Genomic DNA, 25425 nt, shown 5'->3' on the forward strand with positions numbered 1-25425 from the left:
TGGGGGGATGGTGCGCGTCGTAACGGGTGGTTGTGGTGGGGCGAAGTTCTTGGCATAAGCAGCAGGGGAGGTTGCACGTGTCCAGCACCGGGTTCCTGGCTGTCGACCCCGGCGCCGCTGAGCGGGCGGCGGGGGCTTGTCGGGCGCAGATCGCGCGGTTGGACGTCCACATCCGGGCGGCCGAGGGGTTGGCGGACCCGGACTTCGGCGCGTGCGCGCTGGGGCGGGGGTTGAGCGGGAAGTTCGTGGAGAAGCGGACTGCGGGCGACGGGTTGATCGCGCGGTTGCGGATGGCCCGGGAGGGGCTGGAGTCGGCGGCCCGGCACTTCGAGGCGACGGCGGCGGCGTACCGGGCGACGGAGGAGGGGGCCGAGCGGGCGCTGCGGTTCACCGGGAACCTGGAGCAGGCGTGAGCGGGGAGCGGGCGCGGTCGGACGCCGAGCTGCTGGCCCGGTTGCGGCACGTGGCCGACGACCTGGCGGCGACGGGCACCGACATGGACCCGCAGGCCATCCGGGCGGTGGACAACTGGCAGGCCTGGCGGCACCGGGACATGGTGGCGCTGGTCGAGCAGATCACCTCGGGCACCGGGGGCACGCCGGGGCACGAGTGGAGCGCGCTGGGCGCGGCCATCACCGAGGACTTCGCCGCCTTCGACGAGGAGCTGAACCGGGCGTTGGGGGAGGGGTGGCAGGGGGCCGCCGCAGACAGCGCCGCCGCCGCGACCACGCCCATCGGGCAGTGGGGGCAGCAGCTCGGGCAGGTCACCGCCGTCACGGGGGTGCGGATGCTCGCCGCCGACCTGGCCGCCCAGCAGGCCAGGACGCACCTGCCGGTGCCGCAGGACTTCGACTGGCAGCGGGCGATGTTCGCCCCGGACCCCGAGCTGGACCTGTTCGAGCAGCACACCGCGCAGGAGAACGCCAAGGCCGAGGCCGTGCGGGTGATGGACACCTTCATCACCGGCGGCTACCGCGAGGCCGACGCCACCGTGCCCGCCTTCCCCGAGCCGCCCGGCCTGGTGCAGGGCAGCGCGCCGGTGGAGTACGGGCCCGGCGGGTCGTACCTGGGCGCCCCGACGTCCGGGGGCAGCTACCCGATGTGGACCGGGCTGGGCGTGCCCGTGCCGTTCACCGAGTCGTCGACCGCCCCGGCCGGGGCCACCGGCGCGCCGGTGCCGCCCACCTACTCCGACTGGGGCCCCGCCCAGCCGACCCCGCAGGCCGTGCCCGGTGGCGCGGTCGGGCCGGTGGTGCCGCTGGGCCAGGAGGTCACCACGCAGACCTCGGCCGCGAGCGTCTTCGGGGGCTCGGGGGCGTCGTCGGCGGGGGCGGGCGGCTACTCCGGCGGCGGGTACTCCGGGTCCGCCGCGGCCCCGCCCGCCGCGTCGGCGGGCCAGGACCACCTCGGCGGCGGCGCGGCCGCGGGCGGGCGCGGCCCGGTGCAGCCGGGCATGACCGCCGCCTTCGCCCGCCCGCTGGCCGAGAACCCGCGCCCGGCCACGGGGGCGGCCCCGATGGGCGGCGGGATGCCCATGGGCGGCGCCGGGGCGCACGGCGGCGGGGACGACGACGCCGAGCACCGGTCGAAGTACGTGGTGGAGGGCGAGTCCGGGTCGGTGTTCAGCCACGGCCTGTCCTCGGTGACCCCGGTGATCGGCGAGACCCAGTGACCCCCAGGACCCGGTGATCGGGAGACCCGTGAACGCCACCACCACGCGCGACTGGTCGCTGACCCCCGAGCAGCTGGCCCAGCTCTGGGACCGGATGGGGCTCGACGTCCTGCCCTACCCCATCCAGGTGCGCCGGGTCGGGCTCACCGACGCCGAGGCCCAGGTCGCCGGCGAGCGGATCAGGGCGGGCCTGCGCGCCGCCGGGCTGCTCGACCCGCGCGGGCGCATCGGCGCCGACCTGGAGTCCGCGCTGCGCCAGCTCACCGCGCCGGAGGCGGCGGTGGACTCGGTGTGGCTCGACGCCCGCGGCGGCGAGTCGCCGCACCGGGCGCTGGCGGTGCGCACCGGGCGCCGGGCCGTGCTGGCCGTGCAGGCCCCCGGCCGCGACAAGCTCACCGGCGGCCAGGTCACCGTGCGCGACATCGGGGTGTCCGCGCTGCTGGACGCGGTCGTGCGCACCCTGCCCCCGGTCCCGCCGGGCAGGCGGCCGGGCGGGCGCTGGCCCGCTGAGCAGGCGCGCAGGCACCCCGGCTACAGCGAGGTCGTGCACGCCCCGCGGGCGCGGGCCGGGCAGCTGGGCGTGCGGGTCGACCGCAGGCGCGGGCCGGTGCTGTCCTGGTTCGACGTCCCCGGCGACGGCCGCTACGGGCTCGTGCGCACCGCGCCCGGCGCCGGACCGGACTGGGCGCACCTGTTCCCGGTCGACCCGGCGGGCCTGCACCGGTGGCTGGGGACCGCGTTGGAGCGCACCAGGACCGACCTGGCCTGACACCCCGCGGCGCCGCGGTCCCCGGTCCGCTTCACCCACACGGGTGCCGGTGTGTGGCGGAGCGTGGTTGTGAGAGGGTGTGCCACTGTGACCACAGTCATCCGCCGCCGGGGCGCCGCCGCCGCCGCGCTGACCGCTGTCCTCGGACTCGTGCTCAGCTCCTGCGCCTCGGGGCCGAGCCAGGTCAACGCCGCCGCCATCATCGACGGGGAGGTCATCTCCGTCGGCCAGGTGCAGGAGCTGGTGGCCCAGGCGCAGCGCGCCGAGCCCGCCACCGCGGTGCTCGCCACCCAGCGCAAGCTGCCCTACCTGTCCCGCGGCGTGCTGGAGAAGCTGATCAACCACCGGTTGATCGAGGCCTACCAGAAGCGCACCCCGGTCACCATCGACGAGTCGCTGGTCGCCCAGGGCGCCGACCGCCTCGCCGCCACCACCGACCAGCTGCCCGCCGACGGCGCGGGCGTGCCGGTGGAGGCGATCGTGAACAACGCGGTCACCAAGTCCTTCCCGGCCCAGGAGCAGATCCGCGACCTGCTGCTGCTCAACGCCATCGGGTCCTCCCGCAACACCCAGCAGGTCACCGTCGACCTGGTCGCCTTCGACGACGCCGCGGCCAGCTCCGAGGGCACCGCCCGCGACCGGGCGATGGCCAAGGCCAACCAGCTCGCGGCGCTGACCACCGCCGAGGCCGACGCGCTCATCCAGAAGGAGAGCGCGGAGAACCGGGCCAAGGCCCAGCAGCAGGACGCCTCGGGCCAGCCGGTGACGGTGCCGCTGTGGCAGACCGGGGCCACCTTCTCCTCCGGCGACGCCGAGCAGGTGCCGGACGCGATCGTGAACACCCCGCTGTTCGGCAGCGCGCCCGGCAGCGTCGTGGTGTTCAAGTACGACCAGCCCTCCCAGTCCGGGGAGACCTCCACCGTCTGGTACCTCGGGGTGATCAAGGCGGTCAAGGACGGGCCGAAGGTCTCCGCCGGGCAGGCCGCGAACGCGTTCTCCGCGCGCAACGTCGCCTTCGGGCAGCGCGCGCTGCACTCGGTGGTCAACGACTTCGGCTTGGAGCTGAGCCCGCGCTACGGCGTGTTCGACCGCGCCACCCTGTCCATCGCCCCCAGCGAGGGCGAGACCAACGGCGCGGTCCTGCACCTCAAGGACGCCAAGACCCCGTGACGCACCACCCCGGCAGCGCCGTCGTGCTGGCCGTCGAGGGCGTGCTCCCGGCGGCGGCGCTCCCGCTGCTGCGCGCCGCGGCGCGCGTCTTCGCCACCGACCCCGCCCTGGGCGACCCGCCCCCGGCCGACCTGGTGGCGCTGGCCGCGGCCGAGCCGGTCGTGCTGGTCACCGACCAGGCGGGCGCCGGGCTGCTGCCGGGCGCGCCGGTGGTGTCCGCGCCGGGCACCGGGCTGGTCGCCGCCGCCCGGGTGATGGACACCCTGCGCTCCCCGGGCGGCTGCCCGTGGGACGCCGAGCAGACCCACGACTCGCTGCGGCAGTACCTGGTCGAGGAGTGCTACGAGCTGCTCGACGCGATCGACTCCGGTGACCGCGCCGCGCTGCGCGAGGAGCTGGGCGACGTGCTGCTCCAGGTCCTCTTCCACGCCAGGGTCGCCGAGGAGGACGGCACCGACCCGTTCTCGGTCGACGACGTGGCCCGCGACCTCGTCGCCAAGCTGGTCGGGCGGCACCCGCACGTCTTCGCGGGCGGCGACCCGGCGGTGCGCGACGCGGGCACCCAGGAGCTGCGCTGGGACGAGCTCAAGCGCACCGAGAAGCGCCGCGAGTCCAGTGTGGACGGTGTGGCGACCGGTCAGCCCGCGGTGGCCCTGGCCGCCAAGCTGACCCAGCGCACCACCCGCGCCGGGCTGCCCGAGGACCTGCTGCCCGCGGGCGGCTCGGTCGGTGAGCGGCTGTTCGCCCTGGCCGCCGAGGCCAAGCTGGCGGGCGAGGACCCCGAGGACGCGCTGCGCCGGGTGGCCAGGGCGTTCGAGGTCGCCGTGCGCACGGCCGAGCACTCGGCCAAGCAGGACGGCCTCGACCAGACCCGGCTCGACGCGGAGTCCTGGCGCAAGCACTGGCCGACCCCCTGACCGCGGGCGATCCCGCTCGCTGCCGCCGGGTGGTGGGGTGGCGTGGTCCAGCGGTGCGGTGTGCGGCGAAATCCGCGCGCGGTCGGGCCCGCGGTCGCTAATTTGGCGGGGTGACCGAGGCCTACCTCAGATTCCCCCACCTGCACGCCGACCTGATCACCTTCGTCGCTGAGGACGACGTGTGGTCGGCGCCCCTCGACGGCGGCCGGGCGTGGCGGGTCAGCGCGGACCGGGTGCCGGTCTCGGCGCCCCGGTTCTCCCCGGACGGCGCCCTCATCGCCTGGACCAGCACCCGCGACGTGGAGCCGGAGGTGCACGCGGCCCCGGTCGACGGCGGGCGGGCGACCCGGCTGACGCACTGGGGCGACACCCGCACCCGGGTGATCGGCTGGTCGCCCGACGGGCGGGTCCTGGCCCGCAGCGCCACCGGCCAGGCCGCCACCACGCGCACCTGGGCGCACGCGGTGCCGGTCGAACCGGGGCCCACCGAGCGCCTGCCGCACGGGCCGGTCAGCGCGCTGGACGTGGCCGCCTCGGGCGCGGTGCTGCTGGGCACGGCCGGTTTCCGCGAGCCCGCGCACTGGAAGCGCTACCGCGGTGGCACGGCGGGCAAGGTCCTCGTCGACGTCGACGGCAGCGGGGACTTCACCCGCATCCTGGCGGAGCTGGACGGCAACCTGGTCGACCCGGTGTGGGTGGGCGGGCGGGTGGCGTTCCTGTCCGACCACGAGGGCGTCGGCAACCTCTACTCCTGCGCGCCGGACGGCTCCGACCTGCGCAAGCACTCCGACCACGAGTTCTACGCCCGCAACGCCAGCTCCGACGGCAGCCGGGTGGTCTACCACTGCGCCGGTGAGCTGTGGCTGCTCGACGGGCTCGACGCCGAGCCGCGCCGGGTCGAGGTGCGCCTGGGCGGGCCGCGCGGGGCGCGCACCCCCTACCCGGTGGCGCCGTCGAAGCACCTGGGCGCGGTGGCGCCGGACCGCACCGGCCGGGCCAGCGCGGTCGAGGTGCGCGGCACGATCCACTGGCTCACCCACCGCGACGGACCGGCGCGCGCGCTGGCCGCCGAGCCGGGCGTGCGCGGCAGGCTGCCCGCGGTGCTCGGCGACACCGGGCAGGCGGTGTGGGTCACCGACGCCGACGGCGAGGACGCGCTGGAGTTCGCCCCGGTGACCGGGCGCGAGCCGGGCGTGGCGCCGCGCCGGGTGGGCGGCGGGGAGCTGGGCCGGGTGCTGGAGCTGGCGGCGTCCCCGGACGGGCGCAAGGTCGCCCTGGCCACCCACGACTCCCGGCTGCTGCTGGTGGACGTGGCCTCCGGCGCCGTCGAGCAGGTCGACCGCTCCGCCGAGGGCGAGCCCGCCGACCTGGTGTTCTCCCCGGACTCGGCGTGGCTGGCCTGGTCGCACCCCGGCCCGGCGCCGCTGCGGCAGATCCGCGTGGCCGCCACCGCCGACCCGTCCCCGGTCGAGGTCACCGACCTGCGCTTCGCCGACACCGACCCGGCGTTCACCCTCGACGGCAAGCACCTGGCGTTCCTGTCCAGCCGCAGCTTCGACCCGGTCTACGACGTGCACGTGTTCGACCTGTCCTTCGCCGCCGGGTCCCGGCCGTACCTGGTGCCGCTGGCCGCGGCCACCCCCTCGCCGTTCGACCCGGTGCGCGAGGGCCGGGCCTTCGGCGGCGAGGACGAGGCCAAGGACGACGAGGGCCACAAGGGCGCCGCCGACGAGCGGCCGCGCACCGCGGTCGACCTCGACGGCATCACCGAGCGGGTGGTGCCCTTCCCCGTGCCCACCGCCCGCTACTCCGGGCTGTTCGCGGCCAAGGGCGGGGTGCTGTGGCTGCGCGACCCGCTCACCGGCACCCTCGGCGACGACCTCGACGAGCTGGGCGAACCCGCCCCCCGCCCCCGGCTGGAGCGGTTCGACCTGGCCAAGCTGCGCGTCGACACCCTCGTCGACGGCCTGGACTCGGTGCGGCCCAGCGGCGACGGCACCCGGCTGGCCGTGCGCGACCACGGCAGGCTGCGGGTGCTGCCCGCCGACCGCAAGGCCGACGACGACGGCGACGACGCCACCACCGTCGACCTCGGGCGCCTGCGGGTGCTGGTGGACCCGGCCGGGGAGTGGCGGCAGGCCTTCGACGAGACCGGAAGGCTGATGCGCGACCACTTCTGGCGCCCCGACATGGGCGGGGTCGACTGGCAGGCCGTGCTGGCGCGCTACCGCCCGCTCGTCGAGGCCGTGGCCACCCACGACGAGCTGGTCGACCTGCTCTGGGAGGTCCAGGGCGAGCTGGGCACCTCGCACTCCTACGTCTCCCCGCCGCGCGGGCCCGTCGACGGCAGGCGCAGGCTGGGCCTGCTCGGCGCCGACCTGGTCCGCGACGACGACGGCCGGTGGCGCGTCGGCGCCGTCGTCCCCGGCGACAGCTCCGACCCGCGCGCCCGCTCCCCGCTGCGCGCCCCCGGCGCCGCCGTGCGCCCCGGCGACGCCATCACCGCCGTCGACGGCCGCGAGGTCGACCCCGCGACCGGCCCGGCCCCGCTGCTCGCGGGCACCGCGGGCCACCCCGTCGAGCTGACCGTCCTGCCCGCCGCGGGCGGCGCGGCCCGCCGCGTCGTGGTGGTGCCGCTGCTCGACGACGTCCCGCTGCGCTACCAGGCCTGGGTCGCCGACCGCCGCGCCCACGTGCACGCCGCCACCGGCGGCCGGGTCGGCTACCTGCACGTGCCCGACATGGTCGCCAACGGCTGGGCGCAGCTGCACCGCGACCTGCGCTTGGAGGTCCGCCGCGACGCGCTCGTGGTCGACCTGCGCGAGAACAGCGGCGGCCACCTCTCCCAGCTCGTCGTGGAGAAGCTCGCCCGGCGCGTCATCGGCTGGCAGGTCGGCCGGGACGGCTACGCCGTGGAGACCTACCCCGGCGACGCCCCGCGCGGGCCGGTGGTCGCGATCGCCGACGAGTTCTCCGGGTCGGACGGGGACATCGTCAACGCGGCGATCAAGGCGCTGGGGATCGGCCCGGTGGTGGGGGTGCGGACCTGGGGCGGTGTCATCGGGATCGACATGCGCTACCACCTCGTCGACGGGACGTCGGTGACGCAGCCCCGGTACGCGACGTACATCGAGGGGCCGGGGTGGGGGATGGAGAACCACGGCGTGGAGCCGGACGTGGAGGTGGTGGTGACGCCGCGGGACCACGCGGAGGGGCGCGATCCGCAGCTGGACCGGGCTGTGGAGATCGCGTTGGAGCGGTTGGGGGAGCGGGGGGCGGCGGTGCCGCCGGAGATCCCTCCGTTGTAGGGGGTGTTTCGGTCGCCTCGCCTTCGGCTTCGGCGTTGGTAGAGCCCGGTCGTTTGGTGGCTGGTTCGATGCGGTGGTCCTGTTTGGCCGGGGCCCCTGCGGCGATCATGTGCTCGGGGTGGGGAAAAGGTGAGGCCTTCGGCCCCACCCCCCGCCGTGGGTAGCACATGATCGCCCACCCCAGCCAAACAGGACCACCGCATCGAGCAGGGGCGTAGCCGGGCTTCCTGCTGCGTGGGTGGTTGCCTTGTGGGCACAGAAAAGCGCTGCGCAGTGCTGTAGCCGGACTTCCTGCGGTCTAGGTGGTTGCGTTGTGGGAGAAGACGAAGGGCCGATGGCCGACGGCTGATTGCCGTCTGTCGATTGTCGACAGTCAGGGCGGGGGGTCAGCGGTTGCCGCGGACTACCTCGTCGGACTTGCGGGCGTAGGCCTCGGCGCCGCTGAAGACGTCCCGGGCGTACTTGGTGGAGGCGTTGTAGGTGAGGACGGCCTTCCACCAGCCGGGGCCGGTGGCGAGGTCGCCGCCGCTGGCGCAGAGGTAGCGGGCGGCGGTGAGGGCCGCGTCGTCGACGTTCTGGGGGTTGGGGGGTTGGCCGTCGGCGTTGGCGCGCTGGGACCACCTGGCCCAGGTGGCGGGGAGGAACTGCATGGAGCCCACGGCGCGGTCCCAGACCGGGTCGCCGTCGAGGCGGCCGCCGTCGGTGTCGGGGATGGCCTGGACGCCGGGGGAGCCGTCGAGGGGGACGCCGACGATGGGCTTGGTGAGGGTGCCGTCCTGGGCGACGTCGGTGCCGTCGTACTCGCCGTGGTGGGACTCGACCCGGCCGACGCCCGCGAGGGTGGTCCAGGTGAGGTTGCAGCCGGGGGTGGCGGCCCGGGTGCGGTCCTCGGCGGTGACGTAGGCCTGCACGGTCCTGGCGGGCATGTCGGTCAGGTCGGCCATCCGCTGCACCCAGGCGGTGCGGTCGTTGCCGGGGACGGGGCTGGCGGTGGGGGCGGCGGTGCCCGGTGCCACCGCGACCTCCGGCACCGCGAACCGGTAGGCACGCGGCCGCGGCGGCTGGGGCTCGGTCGCCTTCCACACCACGACCACCGCGCCGGTGCCGAACGCCAGCAGCACGACCAGGGCACCCACCCTGGCCACCCAGCGGCGGCGGGGCCGGGGTGGGGGCGGCGGCGCCCCGGGCGTGGGAGCTTCCGGGAACGTGGTCGGCGGGGGTGTCGGGGTGGCGGCCACGAAATCCAGGCTACGTCCCCGCGGCCCCCGATCCGACCCGGCTGGGGGGTCATACCGGCAGTACGCCGGGGTACCCCCCAGCCCACCAGCGCAAACACGATAGCGGGAAAACGAAAATTCCCACCCGCACACCGGTCCCGCTGGGCCGGACGGGTCAGCGGCGGGCGCGCAGGGCGTAGATGAGCGGGATCCGCGGCGCCCCCTCGGGCAGGGCGAACCAGCTGCCGGAGGGGCCCATCGACGACCAGCGCGGCCAGGGCAGCCGCTCGGTCTCGCGCAGCAGGTCGATCCGCAGGCCCGCGCCGACCAGCGCCGTCACCACCGCGCCGAGGCCGTGCGCCCACTCCACGTGCGGCACGGGCTCGGGCAGCGCCGGGCCGTCGGTGTAGGTGTGCGCGCCGTCGCGCGGGATCGGGCCGCGGCCGCCGAGGTAGTCGTGGCGCAGCAGCAGCGACTCGTCGCCGTCCGGCGGCGGTACCGGGCCCAGCGCGTTGAGCAGCGGGTGGAACTCCACCAGGTAGAAGGTGCCGCCCGGCGTGAGCAGCCCGGCCACCTGCTCGGCCCACAGGTCCAGGTCGGGCAGGTAGCAGACCGCGCCCTTGCCGGTGTAGACGACGTCGAAGGCACCCGCGCCCAGCGCGGACACCGCGTCGTGCACGTCGGCCTTGACGTAGTCGACGGCGAGGCCCTTCTCGGCGGCGATGGCCCGCGCCGCCTTCACCGACTCGCCGGAGATGTCCAGGCCGGTCGCCTCGGCGCCGCGCGCGGCGAAGGCCAGGGTCTCCGACCCGATGTGGCACTGCAGGTGCGCGACCCGCTTGTCTGTCAGGTCGCCGAGGTCGGCCCACTCGAAGTCGGCGAACCAGTCGGCCGGGTCGCGGCCGGGCACGTCGTAGAACCGGCTGGCGACGTGCACCGGGGTGCGGGCGTCCCAGTTGGCCTCGATGGCATCGATCATCGCGGAGGTGGCGGGGTCCATGCGGGCATCCTGCCCGGGTCCGCTCTGTCTGCGGCACCGCCGGTCGGCGGGCGCGCCCGGTCCAGCGGCGCTCGGCCCAGCGGCGTTCTGCTCAGCGGCGTTCTGCTCAGGCGTGTCCTGGTCAGCCGCGTTCGACGGAGATGCGCGCGGACACCTCGCCCAGCGCCTCCTGGTACTCCGGCAGCGGGCTCATCGCCACCGCCATCCGCAGCTGGGTGTGCGCCTCGGTGAGCCTGCTCTGCCGCTGGAGCGCCTTGCCCAGGGCGAACAGGGCGTAGTGGTCGGTGGGGTCGAGCTCCAGGACCCGGCGGAACGCCGCCTCGGCCCGGCGCAGCTGCGCCGACCCCAGGTACGCCCGCCCGGCCAGCTGCAGCACGCTGGGGGCGTCCGGGTCGGCGTCGAGCAGCGGCGCCAGGGCGGCCAGCGCGTCGAGGGGGCGGCGCTGGTCGACCAGGGTCTCCGCGTGCCGGAAGGCCGCGACCGGGTTCGCTGGCTGTTCGCTCATCGTCCGGTCGACACTACGCCGCGGGACCCCCTCGGCCCACCCGCCGCCGGGGTGGTGACGCTGGGTGAGCCACGCCTCCCGCGCGCCGCGGGCCTGCCCCGCTAGGCTCGGACGGGCGGAACAGCGACGTTGTGAGGAGTACCACGTGGCGGTCATCGAGCAGGTCGGCGCGCGCGAGATCCTGGACTCGCGGGGCAACCCCACGGTCGAGGTCGAGGTCGCGCTCGACGACGGCACCCTGGCCAGGGCGGCGGTGCCCTCCGGCGCCTCGACCGGTGAGCACGAGGCCGTCGAGCTGCGCGACGGCGACACCGGGCGCTACCTGGGCAAGGGCGTGGAGAAGGCGGTCACCGCCGTGCTCGACGAGATCGGCCCCGAGCTGACCGGCGTGGACGCGGTGGACCAGCGCATCGTCGACCAGAAGCTGGTCGACCTCGACGGCACCCCGGACAAGTCCCGGCTGGGCGCCAACGCCATCCTCGGCGTCTCGCTCGCGGTCGCCAAGGCCGCCGCGGAGTCCTCCGGCCTGGAGCTGTTCCGGTACCTGGGCGGGCCGAACGCGCACGTGCTGCCGGTGCCGATGCTCAACATCCTCAACGGCGGCGCGCACGCCGACACCGACGTCGACATCCAGGAGTTCATGATCGCGCCGATCGGCGCGGAGAGCTTCCGCGAGGGCCTGCGCTGGGGCGCGGAGGTCTACCACGCGCTCAAGTCGGTGCTCAAGGCCAAGGGCCTGGCCACCGGCCTGGGCGACGAGGGCGGCTTCGCCCCGAGCCTGGGCAACAACCGCGAGGCGCTGGACCTGATCCTGGAGGCCATCGGCAAGGCGGGCTACACCGCGGGCCGGGACGTGGCGCTGGCGCTGGACGTGGCCGCCACCGAGTTCTACTCCGACGGCGCCTACACCTTCGAGGGCGCGAAGAAGTCCGCCGAGCAGCTGGCCGCCTACTACGGCGAGCTGCTCGACGCCTACCCGCTGGTCTCCATCGAGGACCCGCTGGCCGAGGACGACTGGGACGGCTGGGTGCGGCTGACCGCCGAGATCGGCGAGCGCGTGCAGCTGGTCGGCGACGACCTGTTCGTCACCAACCCCGACCGCCTGGAGGAGGGCATCGCCCGCCGCGCGGGCAACGCCCTGCTGGTCAAGGTCAACCAGATCGGCACCCTGTCGGAGACCCTGGACGCGGTCAACCTGGCCACCCAGTACGGCTACCGCAGCATGATGAGCCACCGCTCCGGCGAGACCGAGGACACCACCATCGCCGACCTGGCCGTGGCCACCGGCGTCGGCCAGATCAAGACCGGTGCCCCGGCCCGCGGCGAGCGCACGGCCAAGTACAACCAGCTGCTGCGCATCGAGGAGACCCTGGGCGACGCCGCGCGCTACGCGGGCGACCTCGCCTTCCCGCGCTTCACCCCGGAGGGCTGAGCCGTGGCCGGGCGCGGGGGCGAGCGCGGGCGGGGGCGCAGCGCGCCCGCCCGGACATCCACCCGCGTCCGGCGCCGCCGGGTCGGCGCCTCGGTGCCCGACCCGGTGCCCGCCGCCCCCGCGGCGGAGGTGCGCAAGCCGCGCGCGGCCCTGTTCGGGCTCTCGACCACCCGCCGCGCCGCGGTGTTCGCGACGGTGGTGTGCGCGCTGGCGCTGAGCGTGTCGGTGCCGCTGCGCACCTACCTGTCGCAGCGCTCGGACGTGGCCGCGCAGGAGCAGAAGCAGGCCGACCTGCGCCGCGAGGTCGACGAGCTGGAGCGGCGCAGGGCGGAGCTGGCCGACCCCGCGCACGTGCGGGCCGAGGCGCGCACCCGGCTGCGCTACGTCATGCCGGGGGAGACGCCGTACATGGTGGAGCTGCCCGGCCAGACCGGCGGCGGCCCGGTCGACCAGACCACCACCGCCCCGCCGCGGCGCGGGGCGTGGTACGAGGACCTCTGGGACTCGGTGAACGGGAAGTGAGCGGAACGGGAGTGGGCGCAGTGCCAGTCGCGCAGTCGGACCTGGACGTGGTGGCGGAGCAGTTGGGCCGCGCGCCGCGCGCGATCAGGGCCGTCGCGGCCCGGTGCCCCAGCGGGCACCCCGCGGTGATCCAGACGAACCCGCGGCTGGAGGACGGCACCCCGTTCCCCACGCTGTACTACTCGACCTGCCCCCGGTTGAACTCCGCGGTGTCGACCCTGGAGACCACCGGGCTGATGAAGGAGATGACCGAGCGGCTGGCCACCGACGAGGACCTGGCCGCGGCCTACCTGCGCGCGCACGAGTCGTACCTGGCCGAGCGCGACGCGCTGGGTTCCCTGGGCACCCAGGTGACCGCGGGCGGGATGCCGGGTCGGGTGAAGTGCCTGCACGTGCACGTGGCGCACGCGCTGGCCAAGGGCCCCGGGGTGAACCCGTTCGGCGACGAGGCGCTGGAGCTGATCCGCGACCAGTGGCCCACCGGCGCGTGCGCGGCGGGCTGACCCGGTCGACCTGACGCGAGGAGGCCCCGGGTGCGCGCACCCGGGGCCTCCTCGCGTTCGTGCCCTTGCTCGTTCGTCAGTGCCCTACTCGTTCGTCACTGCCCTACTTCGGGGTCGAGGTGACCGCGGAGGTGGGGGCAGCGCCGGTCGTCGAGCCCGCGGTGGAGCTCGCCGGGGCGGACGGGGTGGTGCTGGGCGCGCAAGTCGACGGCGCGGTGGTGGCCGTCGGGCCGGTGGTGGGCGGCGCGCTCGGGGTGGTCGTGCACGGCTGCGAGGTCGGCGGCGTCGTCGTCGGCGGCACCGTGGTCGGCGGGGTGGTCGTCGTCGGGGGCACCGTGGTCGGCGGCACCGACGTCGTGGGGGGCACCGTGGTCGGCGGGCCCGGGGGCACCGGCGGGGCGGGCGGGGCCGGGGGCGCGGGCTGCGGGATCACCACGGCGCCGGGGGCGCTCGGCAGCGCCACGTCGACCGCGGTCACCGGCGAGGTCGCGATCGGGGTGACACCCCTGGCGTAGGCGTCGGCCCAGATCAGCACGGTGCGCACGTAGCTGTCGGAGTGGTTGTAGCGGAACACCGCGGTGGCGCGCTGCTGCGGGTTGGACACGTCCATCCCGCCCGAGCACAGGTACTTCGCCGCGCCCACGGCCGCGTCGAAGACGTTGTTGGGGTCGGTCTCGCCGTCGCCGTTGCCGTCGGAGGCGTAGCCGCGCCAGGTCGACGGGATGAACTGCATCGGGCCGACCGCGCGGTCCCACCGCGCGTCGCCGTCGTACTTGCCGCCGTCGGTGTCGGCGATGGCGGCGAAGCCCGCGCCGTTGAGCACCGGGCCCAGGATCGGCGAGGCGGTCTTGCCCGCCGCGTCGGTGCGCCCGCCGCGGGCGTGGTTGGACTCGATGCGGCCGATGGAGGCCAGCAGCGGCCAGTCCATCCGGCAGCCCGGCTGGGCGGTGCCCATCGCCTGGGCCGCGCGCTGGTAGGCCTGCAGCATGTTGCCGGGGATGCCGAGCGCGCCGGTGGGGGCGGAGACCTCCGGGCCCGCGCCGTAGGCGAGCAGGTTCGGGTTGCCCGCGGCGGCCAGCACGGCCGCGCTCAGGGTGGACGCGCCACCGCTGCCGTCGGCCCCGACCGTGCGCGGGTCGGTCAGCTCGACCAGCGCGCCCGAGGCCAGCGCCGCCGGGGTGATCTCCTCGGACTGGCCGAACGGGTTCGCGGGCTCCCCCGAGGCCACCACGGGGACCAGCAGCAGCGCCCCCGCCGCCGCCAGCGCTCCCCGCGCCCTCGGCCGCTGGTGCCTGTGCTTGCCTCTCGCCTTGCCCGACTTCACAGCGTGAACTCCGTCCCTCGTCTGCTCCTGGCGCGGAGCCGGTCATCCGATCCGGCCCGGTGGCTCGTTCCGGCCACCCACCCTGCCTCATGCATCGCACTCAGTCACGGGCTTGAAACAAGATCGCCGGAAGTAAGCCCAGAAGTCATCACCTGTTGCCCCTTAGCGCAGGGGCGGTTAGTCCGCGGTCGACAACTTTTCCGGTCCCCGGTTCCTACCGGACCGCGTGTGACGACGCCGTGATGGACGGGACTGACCGCCGGGTCAACTCCCCGGACCGGACACGCATCGTGATCGACGGGGGTGCGCGGACGCGGGCTCCCGCGCGCCCGCGCGGGGGCGGTGCGCGCCTGCCGACGCCCGCGCGGGCTGACAGAACCGGCGGTACGACTTTGCGCGGGACTGCGCAGGCGAGCGCTTTTTTCGACGCTCGTTGCTTCGACTGGGCGACCGTTGCGATATCAAGCGGTACCGGACGCTTCTGAGCTTGGGTAAGAACCAGTACCAGGATCGCTTGCGGCCGTTTCATGTGGCTCCCACCTGCGCATCTTTCGCACGGAACAAGACTCGCCAAGGTGCTTGGTGGCGGCCTGACAAAATGAACGGTGCGGTTGTGCGCGGTTCTCTCCACGCCCTAGTCTGGCGCCGGGCGGGATCGGGTGGAGCCATTTCCCCGGTACCGCGTTCACCTAGCGAAATTCGGTCTCGTATCACCGCAGATATCGAGGAAGGATGACCGTGAGTCCTCGCAAGTACACCCGGCCGCTCGTGGCGGCCGTCGGTGCCGCGACCGCGGCAGGCCTGGTCGCCACCGGGCTGCTGCTCGGCTCCGGGGGCGCGGGCGCCGTGCCCGTGTCGCTGACCCTCAACTACGACTGCCCGTTCCCGCTCATCGGCAACCAGCAGATCAAGGCGGTCATCTCCACCGACCTGCCCACCTCGGTCGCGGTCGGCGAGCAGACCGGCGCGATCGTGGTCAAGGCCGTCACCACGGTGCCCGAGACCGCCACGCAGGGCCTGGTCCTGGTCGGCGCCAAGACCGTCGAGGGCACGGCGCAGGCCGCCGCCCGCGTCGAGGCGTCCGGCATCACCCTGCCGGTCGACGTGCCCATCACCGTGCCCAAGACGAACGTCCCCGCCTCCGGCGCGTTCGACGTCACCGCCGAGGGCAGCGCCCCCTCGATGGTCTTCGCCACGCCGGGCTCCGCGAAGATCTCCGTCGGCGACCTCAAGCTGACCCTGACGCCGAAGACCGCCGACGGCGCGGAGACCGGGCTGGGCACCTTCGACTCGGCCTGCAAGCTCGTGGCCGGGCAGAACGCGGTCCTGCACACCTTCACCGTCACCTCCGGCGGTGACGGGACCACGACGATGCCCCCGGTCAGCACCACCCCGCCGGTCACCACCCCGCCGGTCACCAGCACGCCCCCGGTGACCACCACGACCACGGCCCCGACGAACCCGCCGGGCGGCCCGCTGAAGTTCGCCCTGACCGGCTCGACGACGCTCAAGCGCCTCAGCGGCACCGTGCAGCTGTCCGGCTCGGTCGACGGCACGCTCGCCGGGGACAAGTTCACCGGCAAGCTCGCGCTGAACAAGACCAAGGGCGACTTCAAGATCGCAGGCGCGCTGCCGGTGGCCGCGGACATCGACTTCGAGACCACCAGCGACATCAGCGGCACCCTCTCCGGTGGCAGCGCCACGTTCACCCAGTCGCTGTACATCAAGCTGACCACCGTCAGCGTCTTCGGGCTGCCCATCTACTCCGGCGACACCTGCAAGACCCAGAAGCCCGCGGACATCAAGCTCACCGGCACCGGCTTCTCGGCCTCCGGCGGCAAGCTGACCTCGGTCTACAACCTCACCCGCGCCGACGGCTGCGGCCCGCTGAACGACTTCATCGGCCCGTTCGTCTTCAGCCAGTACAACAACCTGGACATCACCCTCGCCAAGGGCTGATGCCACGCCGGTCCACCAGGACGCCCCCGGGTGCGCGCACCCGGGGGCGTCCGCCGTCGCGCGCACCGGGGGTGCGGGCGAGAACTAGGATCGGGCCATGAGCAGGGTCGCCGCCATCGACTGCGGAACGAACTCCATCCGGCTCCTCGTCGCCGAGGTCGCCGACGGCCGCGTCACCCGCGACCTGCACCGGGAGATGCGCGTCGTGCGCCTCGGGGAGGGCGTGGACGCCACCGGCCGCATCTCCGACGCCGCGCTGGCGCGCACCAGGGCCGCGCTCACCGACTACGTGGGCGTGCTGCGGCGCAAGGGCGTCGAGCGGGTCCGCATGGTCGCCACCTCCGCCACCCGGGACGCGGCGAACAAGGACGACTTCTTCGCCATGACCGAGGCCCTGCTCGGCGCCCCCGCCGAGGTCATCACCGGCGACGAGGAGGCCAGGCTGTCGTTCACCGGCGCGGTGGGCGACCTCGACCCCGACGACGGCCCGTTCCTGGTCACCGACGTCGGCGGCGGGTCCACCGAGCTGGTGCTGGGCACCTGGGACGGCACCACCGCCGACGTGCTCGCCGCCCGGTCCACCGACATCGGCTGCGTGCGGCTCACCGAGCGCGCCCTGCCCTCGGACCCGCCCACCCCGGCGGAGGTCGCCGCCGCCGCGGCGATCGCGCGCGAGGTGCTGGCCGGGGGCTTCGCCGCCGTGCCCGTCGAGCGCGCGCGCACGTGGGTGGCCGTGGCGGGCACCGCCACCACCATCGCGGGAACGCACAAGGAACTCCCGGCGTACGACCCCGAGCAGATCCACCTGTCCGCCCTCAAGCCCGCGGAACTGGCCGCGACCACGGCGTTCCTCATCGGCGCCGACCGGGCCGCGCGCGCCGCGGTGGGGGTGATGCACGAGGGCCGCGTCGACGTCATCGGCGGTGGCGCCATCATCGTGGATGCGTTGGCCGAGCGGGTCTTCGCCGACTCCGCCGCGGTCGAGGTGGTGGTCAGCGAGCACGACATCCTCGACGGCATCGCATTGTCCCTACTGGACTGAAACAGCGGCCCGTCCTGGCCCGGGTGGAGTAGTGCGCGGCCCGGGATTATCGCCGCCGCAACGCATCCCGGCATCCGGTGAGCGGACCAGCGCGCCTGGGCCGAACGGCGCAGCGGGGCATTATCGTGACCCGGTTGTGACGCTGACCGCCTGTGTCCGATTCACCCCGGCCGGTTAACTTCCACTCACTTTCCGCCGGGGCGGGCGCGGGCCACCGCGCACCCCCGGCGGACGAGCCGGGAGGGAGACCCATGCGCAGACCACGCTGGATCGCGGTGTCCTCGGTGACGCTGGCGGTGGCGCTCGCCACCGCCGCGTGCGGGCAGGGTGGTGACGACGCGGCGGCCGACGGCGCCGACGGGACCATCACCGTGTTCAACACCGAGCCGGAGAACCCGCTGGTCCCCGGCAACACCACCGAGTCGGGTGGCAGCCGGGTCGTGCGCGCGCTGTTCACCGGCCTCACCACCTACGACCCGGTCACCGGCGACTCGGTCAACGCGGTGGCCGACGCGATCGACACCACCGACTCCAAGACCTTCACGATCAAGCTCAAGACCGGGTGGAAGTGGCACGACGGCACCGAGGTGACCGCCAAGAACTTCGTCGACGCCTGGAACACCACCGCCTACAGCCCCAACGGCTTCCAGGCGGCGAGCTTCTTCGAGCAGATCCAGGGCTACGCCGACGTGCACACCCAGGACCCGGACGGCACCAACGGGCCGCAGAAGGCGCCCGAGCCCACCGCCAAGGAGATGTCCGGGCTCAAGGTCGTCGACCAGCACACCTTCACCGTCACCCTCAGCGCGCCCTTCGCGGTGTTCCCGATCAAGCTGGGCTACAACGCGTTCCTGCCGCTGCCCGACGCCTACTTCGCGGACCCGAAGAAGTTCGAGGCCAACCCCATCGGCAACGGCCCGTTCAAGTTCGTCTCGCGGGTGCCCAACTCCGAGATCAAGCTGACCCGCTTCGACGAGTACCCCGGCGCGGGCAAGCCGAAGTTCAAGGACCTGGTCCTGCGCAGCTACGAGACCCCGGACGCCGCCTACGCCGCGGTGATCTCCGGGGAGCTGGACTTCCTGGAGGTCGTGCCGACCTCGGCGCTGGCGGGCGGCAAGTACAAGCAGGACCTGCCCGGCCGCAACGGCTCCACCCCGTACATGGGCAACCAGACGATCTCCTTCCCGTACTACGTGCCCGAGTACCGCAACGCCGACCTGCACAAGGCCATCTCGCTGGCGATCAACCGCGACGAGATCACCAGCAAGATCTTCGACGGCACCCGCATCCCCGCCGACGGCTGGGTCAACCCCGCGGTCCCCGGCTACGTCAAGGGCCAGTGCGCCGACCTGTGCACCTACGACCCGGCCAAGGCCAAGCAGTACCTGGCCAAGTCCGGGTTCACCGGGCAGCTGCAACTGGTGGCCAACAACGACGGCGGGCACAAGGACTGGATCACCGCCACCTGCAACAGCATCAAGAACGCGATCGGCCTGGACTGCGTCTACGCCCCCATCCCCACCTTCGACGAGACCCGCAAGGCGCAGAACGCCCGGCAGATGAAGGGCCCCTACCGCACCGGCTGGATCGCCGACTACCCCTCGATCGAGAACTTCCTCAACCAGCTCTACCGCACCGGTGCCTCGTCCAACGACGGCGAGTACTCCAACCCGGCCCTCGACGCGCTGCTGGCCAAGGCCGACGCCGCGCCCACCGTGGAGCAGGGCAACGCGCTCTACCAGGAGGCCGAGCGCATGCTGCGCGACGACATGCCCGTCATCCCGCTGTGGAACCAGACCGCGCAGTACGTCTGGTCCGAGCGGGTGGCCGACGTGCGCCTCAACACCTCGCGCGACCTGGACCTGACCACCATCCGGGTCACGGGCTGACGCGCCGGTCGTGAGCACAGCACACCCGCCCCCGCCGGGCGCGCGAGCCGCGCGCCCGGCGGGGGGCGACCCCCGGGAGGGCTGATGGGCCGCTACGTCCTGCGCCGCCTGCTCCAGCTGGTCCCGGTCTTCCTCGGCACCACGTTCCTCATCTACTGGCTGGTCTGGAAGCTGCCCGGCGACCCGTTCGTCGGCAAGTGCGGCGAGCGCCAGTGCCCGGACGCCTACATCGCGCTCATGCGCGAGCGCTACCACCTCGACGAACCCCTGGTCGTGCAGTACCTGCGCTACCTGGGCGACCTGGTCACCGGCGACTTCGGCCAGACCTTCCGCGGCCTCGACGTCGGTGACCTCATCGGCGCGGCCTACCCGAACACCATCCGGCTCGCGGTGGTGGCGCTGCTCATCGAGGCGGTCATCGGCCTGGCCGCGGGCATCCTCACCGGCCTGCGCGGCCGCGGGTTCCTGGACAACCTGGTGCTGGTCTCCACGCTGTTCCTGATCTCGCTGCCGGTGTTCGTCACCGGCTTCGCCCTGCAGATCCTCTTCGGCTTCGAGCTCGGCTGGATCAAGCCGGTGGTGTCGAAGTCGCCCGCCCCCTGGGCGGACCTCATCGTCCCCGGGTTCGTGCTCGGCAGCCTGTCGATGGCCTACGTGACCCGGCTGACCAGGGCCTCGATCGCCGAGAACCGGCGGGCCGACTACGTGCGCACGGCCATCGCCAAGGGCCAGCCGGGCTCGCGCGTGGTCGGGGTGCACCTGCTGCGCAACTCCGCCATCCCGGTGCTGACCTACCTGGGCACCGACATCGGCGCGCTGATGGGCGGGGCGATCGTCACCGAGGGCGTGTTCGACATCAAGGGCATCGGCAACCTGGTCTACGACGGCATCCTGGGCAAGGACGGGGTCGTGGTCACCGGGGTGGTGACCCTGCTGGTGCTGGTCTACCTGCTGTCGAACCTGCTCGTCGACCTGCTCTACGCCGTCATCGACCCGAGGATCCGCTATGACTGACCCGTCCACCGCGGCGTCGGCCGCCGGGGTCGAGGCCCACGAGTACGTCACCGCGGCCGAGCACGCCGGGTCCGGCAAGACCCGCAGCCTGGCCTCCGACGCCTGGCACGACCTGCGCAGGCGCCCGCTGTTCCTCATCTCCGCCCTGGTGATCGCGGTGGTGCTGGTGATGGCGGCGTTCCCGTCGCTGTTCACCTCGGTCGACCCCAACTACGCCGAGCTCTCGCGCAGCCGCACCGGCCCGTCCGCCCAGGCCTGGTTCGGCTACGACAACCAGGGCGCGGACATCTTCGCCAGGGTGATCCACGGCGCCCGCGCCTCCATCGTCGTGGGCGTCTGCGCGACCGCGCTCACTGTGCTGATCGGCGGCGCGCTCGGCCTGCTCGCCGGGTACTTCGGCGGCTGGCTCGACGGGCTGATGTCGCGCGTCGCCGACGTGTTCTTCGGCCTGCCGTTCGTCCTCGGCGCCATCGTCATCCTCGCCAGCCTCGACCGCACGAGCACCACCGAGGCGTGGGAGATCGAGCTGCTGGTCATCCTGTGCATCTCGGTGCTGTCCTGGCCGGTGGCCATGCGCATCACCCGCTCGGCGGCCATCACCGCCAAGCAGCAGGACTACGTCAAGGCGGCCAGGGCGCTGGGCGCGAGCCCGGCCAGGGTCATCCTGCGCCACCTGCTGCCCAACGCCGTCGCCCCGGTGCTGGTGTACGCCACCATCGCCCTCGGCGGGTTCATCGGCGCCGAGGCCACCCTGTCGTTCCTGGGCATCGGCCTGCGCGCGCCGGTGGTGTCCTGGGGCGTCATGATCGCCGACTCGCGCGACATCGTCCGCGTCGCCCCGCACGCGCTGCTGTTCCCCGCCGCGTTCCTCACCGCCACCGTGCTCGCCTTCGTCATGCTGGGCGACGCCGTGCGCGAGGCGCTCGACCCGAAGGGCAGGTGAGCGGGGTGACCGGACCGGACCCGGCGGCCGAGCCGCTGCTGGCCGTGCAGGACCTGCGGGTGGAGTTCCGCACCCGCGACGGCGTGGCCACCGTGCTCAACGGGGTCAGCTACGAGGTCGCGGCGGGCGAGACGCTGGCGGTGCTGGGCGAGTCCGGCTCCGGCAAGAGCGTCACCGCCCAGACCGTCATGGGCATCCTCGACACCCCGCCCGGGGTCGTCACCGGCGGCTCGGTGCGCTTCCGCGGCGAGGAGCTGCTGACCGCGAGCCCCCGGCGCCGCCGCGAGGTGCGCGGCGCGGGCATGGCGATGATCTTCCAGGACGCGCTGTCGGCGCTGAACCCGGTGTTCACCGTCGGCTTCCAGATCGAGGAGCAGCTGCGGGTGCGCCGGGGGATGTCGCGCCGCGACGCCCGCGCCCGCGCGGTCGAGCTGCTCGACCAGGTGCGCATCCCCAACCCGCGCGGCCGGGTCCGGCAGTACCCGCACGAGTTCTCCGGCGGCATGCGCCAGCGCGCCATGATCGCCATGTCGCTGGCCCTGGACCCCGAGCTGCTCATCGCGGACGAGCCCACCACCGCCCTCGACGTCACCGTGCAGGCGCAGATCATGGACCTGCTCGCCGAGATCCAGCGCGAGCGCGGCATGGGCCTGGTGCTCATCACCCACGACCTCGGCGTCGTTGCCCAGGTCGCGGACCGGATCGCGGTGATGTACGCGGGCCGGGTCGTCGAGCAGGCCGACGCCCGCTCGCTCTACCGCACCCCCGCCCACCCCTACACCGGCGCCCTGCTCGACTCGCTGCCCCGGCTCGACCAGAAGGGCACCGCGCTCAACACCATCAAGGGCCTGCCGCCGAGCCTGCTGGCCATCCCGGACGGCTGCCCGTTCCACCCGCGTTGCCCGCGCGCCCAGGACCGCTGCCGCGCCGAGGTGCCCGCCCGGCACGAGCCCGCCCCCGGCCGGGCCAGCGCCTGCCACTTCGCCGAGGAGGTGCTCGCCGGTGGCTGAGCCGATCCTGCGGGTCCGCGACCTGGTCAAGCACTTCCCGGTGCGCGTCGGGGTGCTGTTCAAGTCCACCGTCGGGCACGTGCGCGCCGTCGACGGGGTGTCGTTCGACCTGCACGCCGGGGAGACCCTGGGCGTGGTGGGCGAGTCCGGGTGCGGCAAGTCCACCCTGGCCCAGGTGCTCATGCGGCTGGAACCGCCCACCTCGGGCAGCGCCACCTTCGAGGGCCGCGACATCTTCGCCCTGCGCGGCGCCGGGCTGCGCGCGCTGCGCCGCGACATCCAGGTCGTGCTCCAGGACCCCTACACCTCGCTCAACCCGAGGATGACCGTCGGGGACATCGTCGGGGAGCCGTTCGAGATCCACCCGGAGGTCGCGCCCAAGGGCTCGCGCCCGGCGAAGGTGCGCGAGCTGCTGGAGGTCGTCGGCCTCAACCCCGAGCACCTCAACCGGTACCCGCACCAGTTCTCCGGCGGGCAGCGCCAGCGCATCGGCATCGCCCGCGCCCTGGCCCTGCGGCCCAAGGTCGTCATCTGCGACGAGCCGGTGTCCGCCCTCGACGTGTCCATCCAGGCGCAGGTGATGAACCTGCTCGGGGACCTGCAATCGGAGTTCGGCCTGTCGTACGTGTTCATCGCCCACGACCTGTCGGTGGTCCGGCACCTGTCGGACCGGGTGGCGGTGATGTACCTGGGCAAGATCGTCGAGATCGGCACCGAGCAGCAGATCTACGAGCGGCCCACGCACCCCTACACCCAGGCGCTGCTGTCCGCGGTCCCCGTCCCGGACCCGGAGCTGCGCGGGCGCGGGCAGGTGATCAGGCTGGAGGGCGACGTGCCCAGCCCGGTCTCCCCGCCCTCCGGGTGCCGGTTCCGCACCCGGTGCTGGAAGGCTCAGGGCGTGTGCGCGGAGGAGGAGCCGGAGCTGCGCGAGCGCGCCGCCGGGCACCCCAGCGCGTGCCACTTCGCCGAGGAGCGGTCAATCGTCCCCTGATGTCGGGGAAGGTCCAGGGGATCAGCAGGATGAGGAGGAAGCGCGTGGAGCGAGGAAAGGCGCTGGCGGCGGCACTGGCCGTGCCGCTGGTGGCAGGCGTGACGTTCGTGGCCGCGCCGGGGGTCGCCACCGCGGCACCGGCGCTGTCGGGCAAGGCCGTGGAGTACAACGTGCTCGCGGCCGACGGGGTCGCCACCGAATCGGTGGAGGCGGCCGTGCGGTCCGCCGGGGGCACCGTGGTGGTCAGCAACAAGGCCACCGGCCTGCTGACCGTCTCGGCCCCGGAGAACGGGTTCACCGCGCGGCTCAAGGGCAACGGGGCGGTCGACAGCGCCTCGCGCATCCGCTCGATCGGGTCGGCCCCCAAGGCGGAGAAGAAGGCCAAGGACAAGGCCAAGGCCGTCGAGAAGGAGAACAAGGGCGCGGCCAAGGGCGCCGGGGCCAAGCCCGGCTCCACCGCGGGCCTGGACCCGCTGGACTCGCAGCTGTGGGGCCTGTCGGCGGTCCGCTCGGACCTCGCGCGCACCAAGCAGGCCGGGGACAAGCGCGTCAAGGTCGGCGTCCTCGACACCGGCGTGGACGGGTCGCACCCCGACATCGCGCCCAACTTCGACCGGGCGCTGTCGCGCAACTTCACCCGCGACATCCCGTTCGACGAGAACGGCGCCGAGGTCGACGGCCCGTGCGAGTACCGCGGCTGCGTCGACCCGGCCGACGTCGACAACGGCGGCCACGGCACCCACGTCGCGGGCACCATCGCCGCGGCGGCCGACGGCTTCGGCATCTCCGGCGTGGCGCCGGGGGTCTCGCTGGTCAACATCCGCGCGGGCCAGGACTCCGGCTACTTCTTCCTGCAGCCGGTCGTCGACGCCATGACCTACGCGGGCGACGCGGGCCTGGACGTGGTCAACATGTCCTTCTACATCGACCCGTGGCTGTTCAACTGCACCAACAACCCGGCCGACTCGCCGGAGGCCCAGGCCGAGCAGCGCCTGGTCGTCAAGTCGGTGTCGCGGGCCATGGAGTACGCCCACCGCAAGGGCGTGTCCCAGGTCGTGTCCCTGGGCAACGGCCACATGGACCTGGCCCACCCGCTGCCGGACGCCTCCAGCCCGGACTACCCGGCGGGCGCGGCCTACCCGCGCACCATCGACCCGAACACCTGCTGGTCGCTGCCCATCGAGGGCCCGCACGCCATCGGCATCGGCTCCTACGGCCCCTCCCAGGCCAAGGCGGACTACTCCAACTACGGCCAGGGCATCTCCGTCTCCGCGCCCGGCGGCTACTTCCGCGACGGCCTCGGCACCGACTGGTACCGCACCAACGAGAACCTGATCCTGTCCGCCTACCCGAAGAACGTCGCCCTCACCGAGGGCGCCATCGACGAGGCGGGCAACATCACCGAGGCCGGTCTCGACGCGGGCGTGCAGAAGGCCTGCAAGCCCTCCGGCGAGTGCGGCTACTACCAGTACCTCCAGGGCACCTCCATGGCCGCCCCGCACGCCTCCGGCGTCGCGGCGCTCATCGTGTCCCAGTACGGCTCCTACAGCGCCAAGTCGGTCACCCTGAACCCCGACAAGGTCCGCAAGGTGCTGGAGGGCACCGCCGCCCCCATCGCCTGCCCCACCCCCCGCACGGTCGACTACACCGCGGTCGGCAGGCCCGCCGAGTTCACCGCCACCTGCACCGGCGACCTGGACTTCAACAGCTTCTACGGCAACGGCTCCGTGGACGCCTGGGCCGCTGTGACGCAGGGGAAGAAGTTCCTGTAGCAGCAGCGATCGACGCAGACGGCGCCCGGGTCCTTCGTGGACCCGGGCGCCGTTCGTCCATTCGGTACAGTGCGGGGATCGCCAGTAGTCCGGGAAGAGTGGAAGTCACCCCGGGTCATCCACCCTCGCCAAGCTGTGCACACCCACCCGAGTTGTCCACAGCCCTCTCGCCGGGGTCGAGTTTCGTCGCCCTCCGCCGGTAGCGTTGAAAACAGGGGTCCCCTTGCCCGGGTTACCCCCGCGCCAGCATGGATTTATGGGGGACTGGGCAGTGGCGACAAGGCGACCACCCCAGGAAGCCGAGCCCGGGCAGAAGGTCCTGCCCGGTTGGGTGGATTCGCTTGGTCGGGGGAGGCGATCATGTGCTACCCAACGGGACGGGCGGGCGTCTTTTCAGCCCGCCTTTTCCCGCCCGCAGCACATGATCGCCGTAGGGGCCCCGACCAAGCGGATCCACCCAACCGGG

At 73.7% G+C, this 25425-nt stretch carries 21 protein-coding genes; 17 read left to right on the forward strand and 4 right to left on the reverse strand.

All coding sequences use genetic code 11. The annotated features are described in order from the left end of the window. Positions 1-77 precede the first annotated feature (77 nt). The 6 genes from BJP25_RS29195 to BJP25_RS29220 all read left to right on the forward strand — a co-directional run bounded on the left by BJP25_RS29195 (position 78) and on the right by BJP25_RS29220 (position 7836). A complete protein-coding gene (locus BJP25_RS29195; RefSeq protein ID WP_075978200.1) occupies positions 78-413 on the forward strand; it encodes a hypothetical protein in 336 nt (111 codons plus the stop codon). Beyond that, positions 410-1672, forward strand: a complete 1263-nt coding sequence (locus BJP25_RS29200; protein ID WP_075978201.1) for a PPE domain-containing protein — start codon at positions 410-412, stop codon at positions 1670-1672. Before BJP25_RS29195 ends, BJP25_RS29200 begins: the two co-directional genes overlap by 4 nt. Positions 1673-1700: 28 nt before the next feature. Beyond that, complete coding sequence (locus BJP25_RS29205; protein WP_075978202.1) at positions 1701-2441, forward strand: ESX secretion-associated protein EspG; 741 nt, start codon at positions 1701-1703, stop codon at positions 2439-2441. An 87-nt stretch (positions 2442-2528) separates the two neighbouring features. After that, positions 2529-3611: a hypothetical protein gene (locus BJP25_RS29210; RefSeq protein WP_075978203.1), complete on the forward strand. Its 1083-nt coding sequence runs from the start codon at positions 2529-2531 to the stop codon at positions 3609-3611. Then, positions 3608-4528 (forward strand): MazG family protein, encoded by a 921-nt coding sequence (locus BJP25_RS29215; protein WP_075978204.1) that lies wholly within the window; start codon positions 3608-3610, stop codon positions 4526-4528. The genes BJP25_RS29210 and BJP25_RS29215 overlap by 4 nt, the downstream gene beginning before the upstream one ends. Positions 4529-4638: 110 nt before the next feature. Then, positions 4639-7836, forward strand: coding sequence for a S41 family peptidase (locus BJP25_RS29220; protein WP_075978205.1), 3198 nt, complete (start codon positions 4639-4641; stop codon positions 7834-7836). A 386-nt stretch (positions 7837-8222) separates the two neighbouring features. On the opposite strand, the gene BJP25_RS29225 is transcribed toward BJP25_RS29220, so the two are convergent. From BJP25_RS29225 to BJP25_RS29235, 3 genes are all read right to left on the reverse strand, one after another. Next, positions 8223-9074 carry a lytic transglycosylase domain-containing protein gene (locus BJP25_RS29225; RefSeq protein WP_233158327.1) on the reverse strand — a complete coding sequence of 284 codons (852 nt, stop codon included), beginning with the start codon at positions 9072-9074 and terminating at the stop codon, positions 8223-8225. A 154-nt stretch (positions 9075-9228) separates the two neighbouring features. Next, positions 9229-10053, reverse strand: a complete 825-nt coding sequence (locus BJP25_RS29230) for a class I SAM-dependent methyltransferase (protein WP_075978207.1) — start codon at positions 10051-10053, stop codon at positions 9229-9231. A gap of 121 nt (positions 10054-10174) precedes the next feature. Further along, entirely contained in the window at positions 10175-10558 is a 384-nt protein-coding gene (locus BJP25_RS29235) for a tetratricopeptide repeat protein (RefSeq protein ID WP_075978208.1), read from the reverse strand. A 145-nt stretch (positions 10559-10703) separates the two neighbouring features. Between BJP25_RS29235 and eno the strand changes: the two genes are divergently transcribed. The 3 genes from eno to BJP25_RS29250 are packed head-to-tail and all read left to right on the forward strand — an operon-like array spanning position 10704 to position 13015. Continuing rightward, complete coding sequence (gene eno, locus BJP25_RS29240; protein ID WP_075978209.1) at positions 10704-11990, forward strand: phosphopyruvate hydratase; 1287 nt, start codon at positions 10704-10706, stop codon at positions 11988-11990. A 3-nt stretch (positions 11991-11993) separates the two neighbouring features. Then, on the forward strand, positions 11994-12512 hold the full coding sequence (locus BJP25_RS29245; RefSeq protein ID WP_075978210.1) for an FtsB family cell division protein: 519 nt from the start codon (positions 11994-11996) through the stop codon (positions 12510-12512). A 20-nt stretch (positions 12513-12532) separates the two neighbouring features. Beyond that, on the forward strand, positions 12533-13015 hold the full coding sequence (locus BJP25_RS29250; RefSeq protein ID WP_408607229.1) for a DUF501 domain-containing protein: 483 nt from the start codon (positions 12533-12535) through the stop codon (positions 13013-13015). Between the two features lie 103 nt (positions 13016-13118). Here BJP25_RS29250 and BJP25_RS29255 read toward each other — a convergent pair whose 3' ends face one another. Further along, on the reverse strand, positions 13119-14339 hold the full coding sequence (locus BJP25_RS29255) for a lytic transglycosylase domain-containing protein (protein ID WP_075978212.1): 1221 nt from the start codon (positions 14337-14339) through the stop codon (positions 13119-13121). A 732-nt stretch (positions 14340-15071) separates the two neighbouring features. On the opposite strand from BJP25_RS29255, the gene BJP25_RS29260 reads away from it, so the two are divergent. From BJP25_RS29260 to BJP25_RS29295, 8 genes are all read left to right on the forward strand, one after another. After that, positions 15072-16298 (forward strand): DUF6801 domain-containing protein, encoded by a 1227-nt coding sequence (locus BJP25_RS29260; protein WP_143219365.1) that lies wholly within the window; start codon positions 15072-15074, stop codon positions 16296-16298. 97 nt (positions 16299-16395) lie between these two features. Beyond that, positions 16396-17340: a Ppx/GppA phosphatase family protein gene (locus BJP25_RS29265; RefSeq protein WP_075978213.1), complete on the forward strand. Its 945-nt coding sequence runs from the start codon at positions 16396-16398 to the stop codon at positions 17338-17340. Positions 17341-17591: 251 nt separating this feature from the next. Next, positions 17592-19229: a peptide ABC transporter substrate-binding protein gene (locus BJP25_RS29270; RefSeq protein WP_075978214.1), complete on the forward strand. Its 1638-nt coding sequence runs from the start codon at positions 17592-17594 to the stop codon at positions 19227-19229. 84 nt (positions 19230-19313) lie between these two features. Then, entirely contained in the window at positions 19314-20243 is a 930-nt protein-coding gene (locus tag BJP25_RS29275) for an ABC transporter permease (RefSeq protein ID WP_075978215.1), read from the forward strand. Beyond that, positions 20236-21186 carry an ABC transporter permease gene (locus BJP25_RS29280; RefSeq protein ID WP_075978216.1) on the forward strand — a complete coding sequence of 317 codons (951 nt, stop codon included), beginning with the start codon at positions 20236-20238 and terminating at the stop codon, positions 21184-21186. The genes BJP25_RS29275 and BJP25_RS29280 overlap by 8 nt, the downstream gene beginning before the upstream one ends. Positions 21187-21191: 5 nt before the next feature. Then, positions 21192-22196, forward strand: coding sequence for an ABC transporter ATP-binding protein (locus tag BJP25_RS29285; RefSeq protein WP_143219366.1), 1005 nt, complete (start codon positions 21192-21194; stop codon positions 22194-22196). After that, a complete protein-coding gene (locus tag BJP25_RS29290) occupies positions 22189-23187 on the forward strand; it encodes an ABC transporter ATP-binding protein (RefSeq protein ID WP_075978218.1) in 999 nt (332 codons plus the stop codon). Before BJP25_RS29285 ends, BJP25_RS29290 begins: the two co-directional genes overlap by 8 nt. 29 nt (positions 23188-23216) lie before the next feature. Then, a complete protein-coding gene (locus BJP25_RS29295; protein WP_075978528.1) occupies positions 23217-24959 on the forward strand; it encodes a S8 family serine peptidase in 1743 nt (580 codons plus the stop codon). Positions 24960-25425: the final 466 nt, after the last annotated feature.

The sequence above is a fragment of the Actinokineospora bangkokensis genome, assembly GCF_001940455.1.
Taxonomy (GTDB): domain Bacteria; phylum Actinomycetota; class Actinomycetes; order Mycobacteriales; family Pseudonocardiaceae; genus Actinokineospora; species Actinokineospora bangkokensis.